The sequence below is a fragment of the Frankia sp. CoWAU3 genome (genome assembly GCF_977971855.1).
Map to the genome: position 1 here is coordinate 7,558 of NZ_CDWWXB010000124.1, position 2,852 is coordinate 10,409.

Sequence of the window (2,852 nt, forward strand, 5' to 3'; positions counted from 1 at the left end):
TGGTGGGGGCTTCCCCGGTCGGGGGACCGCCCGCGGGCTGGTCCGACCGGGGAAGCCCCCACCACCGGCCGCACCGCCGGGGTCCCCGGCGGTGCGGCCCGCCGGCTCGGACCCCGCCGGGGTCGCGGCGACGTCCGGGGTCGAGCGCGCCGCCGGCACCTGCGCCTCCTCCCCGGCCCGCGCCTCCTCAGCCGTCCCAGCCGCACCGGGCAGACCCGAGGCGAAGGCCGCCCGCGTCGCCTCCCACCAGGAGGTCGCGTCCTCGGCGCAGAGCCGGTCGACCTCGGCGGCCAGCCGCGCGGTGAACGCCCGCACATCCTCACCCGGCGCGGGGCGCATCGGCCGGCCGAACCGCACCGACACCGGCGGACGGCCCGCCACCGGCCAGGACCGTCCCCGCGGCATCGCCGCGTACGCACCCCGCAGCCCCACCGGAACCACCGGCACCCCCGCGTTGATCGCCAGATAGGCGGCCCCCAACCGGAACCGGCCCCGCGCCCCGTCCCGCGACCGCGTCCCCTCCGGAAAGATCACCAGGTTCCAGCCGTCCCCCAGCAGGTTCATCGGCGTCGCCGACGGCGCCCCACCGTGCCGTTCGATCGGCACCGTCGCGAACGCGAACGCACTCGACGCCCCCCGCCAGGCACTGTCGAAGAAATAGTCCGCCGCCGCCGTCACCGCCGTACGCGCCCGCACCCACCCGGGCACCGTGCACAACAGCAGCGGGGCGTCCAGATGACTGCTGTGATTCGACACGATGATCATCGGGGTGTCGCGGACCCCGTCGAACGCCTCCGCACCGTGCACCGCCACCGTCAGCGTCGTCCGCAGCAGCGGGCACATCACCCCACGCAGAAACACCCCCCGGGCGGCCCGCGCCGCCGGGCGACGCGCCCACGCGGTCGGGAACTCCCGCGGCACCTCGGGGACCCGATGCGCCTCGGCGCTGCCCGGGACCGGGCCGCGGCCACCCGGCCACCCGGCCACCACCGCCCGCAGCCCCACACCCCGTCGCGGCCTACTCGCCATCCCGTTCACCTCTGCCCCTGCCGATCCGGTCCACCGCTGGCACCTGTGCTCCGCCGCGCATGGCCACCGCGTCCCAGCCGGCGACCGCACGATCCGTGACCCGCATCTCCCGCGGTCACCGTACTTCGGCGATCAGATGAGGTGGGGAGTGCAGATAGGTGATAGACGGATCACGGCCCACCGATCCCGACACCATCTCCAACGCATCCGCCAACGTCGACGCCGCCCGGAACCCCAGCCGCGCGCACGCCGCCCGATCACCGCCCACCCACACCACATCCCCCACATGGGCCATCGCCGGCGCCGCCTCATACCAGCGGTGGAACGGATGCACCCCGTGATGAGCAAGCGACGTCCGATACAGCGACGCATACCAGGGATCGGTGGCGTACTGCCGTTCGAACTTCGCCTCTACCGTCGCCGCCTCGGTCGACTCGGCGAGCACCTCCTCGTAGAAGTCCACGTAGGAGGGGTGATGCAGCTGGGAGAACCGTGGCGTCAGCGGATGGTAGACGATCAACGCCCCGTTCTCGCGGACCACCGGCCGCCCCCGGTACCGGCCGAAAACCTCCCCGAGCGCGCCGTGCGCCGCCAGCACCGGGTTGACCACCGCACCCGCGTCGAACGGCCCGAACGGGCCCAGCCCGACGACAACGACGTCGCTTTGCCCATCGACGGTGACCCGCTGCTGGGCGTCGACCCCCGCCGCCGCGACCGCCGCGACCGCCGTAGGATCCCCCGCGCTCACCGAGGTGACCGCATAGTCGGCGGCGAAGTCACGCAGCAGCCGGCGGCGCGCCCGCGACCCCACCAGCTCCAGGCCACGGCCCAGCCCAACCGCCATCGCCTGATCGGCCAGCGACCACTCCCACTCCCGGCGGGTCAGGAACGGATAGTGCACCGGCGCCGTCGCGGCGTTCACCGTCACCGCGACGGCGAACACCCGCACCGCCTCGCACAGCAGCCGACCCATCCGCGCCGCCGGACCCGGCGGCGCACCAACCCCCCCATCCCCGATGCCGCCATCCCCGTCCCGGCCAGCACCGTCCCCGGGCAGGCCGACGCGGCGGACCGCCGCGGCGACGCTGTGCACGTGACGCAGCGTCGCATACGACGACAGGCCGGTCACGAGCCCGCCCGCACCGACCGCCGCCGGGCTCTGCACGACCCCGACGTGCACCAGCAGGTCGGCGGTGGCAACCCGGCGGGAAACCTCCACCTGTTCGTCGGCGTCGGTCGCCCCCACGACGGTGAGATTGTCAGGATCCTCCGCGTCATGGCTGCGCAACTGCCCGGGCCAGAACGAGCGGAACACCCGCTCCCCGACGATCCGCTCCACCTCGCCTGCGCTCAACCGCCGGTTCAACCCGTTCGCCACGACCAGCGCCACATCGTCGACACCGGCCGCCACCGCCGCCGTCAGCACCGCCTCGATGATCCGCCCCCGCACATCCGGGCGACGCATCCGCGGCAACGGCGTCGACAGATCGTCAAAACTGATCGTCAGCCGCATCCCCGGACGCAGCAACGCCGCCAGCGGTTCGCTGCCCACCGGCGCCGCCAACGCCGCGGCGATCGCCGCATCGACGTCACCGACCCCGGGCAGCGACTCGGGCGGATACACCACCCGCGTCCCGAGCGGGAACTGCTCGAGCAGCACGCCCTCACCCTGGTGCACCAGCAGCGGGGGAGTCCGCTCGTCAACCTCGAGCACGAACCCCGGTCTCACCAGCATGATCCCTTCCACGTCCGGCACGAAGGGACAACCCCTCCGTGTTGGCGCCCCGCCCGGCGGCGCAGCCCCGCCATGACCCCACCTGCCC

2 protein-coding genes are annotated in these 2,852 nt (G+C 73.9%); both read right to left on the reverse strand.

Features of this window, described 5'->3' with window-relative positions; all coding sequences use genetic code 11:
- Window positions 1–1,029: lysophospholipid acyltransferase family protein (locus AC08ON_RS11985; protein ID WP_476616972.1), on the reverse strand; the 1,029-nt coding region annotated here is incomplete at its 3' end.
- Between the two features lie 115 nt (window positions 1,030–1,144).
- Window positions 1,145–2,764: a lactate racemase domain-containing protein gene (locus AC08ON_RS11990; RefSeq protein WP_476616973.1), complete on the reverse strand. Its 1,620-nt coding sequence runs from the start codon at window positions 2,762–2,764 to the stop codon at window positions 1,145–1,147.
- Window positions 2,765–2,852: the final 88 nt, after the last annotated feature.

Excerpts from the sequence above, each read along its gene's own strand:
- AC08ON_RS11990 (WP_476616973.1), bottom strand. The coding sequence starts at position 2,764 with ATGCTGGTGAGACCGGGGTTCGTGCTCGAGGTTGACGAGCGGACTCCC.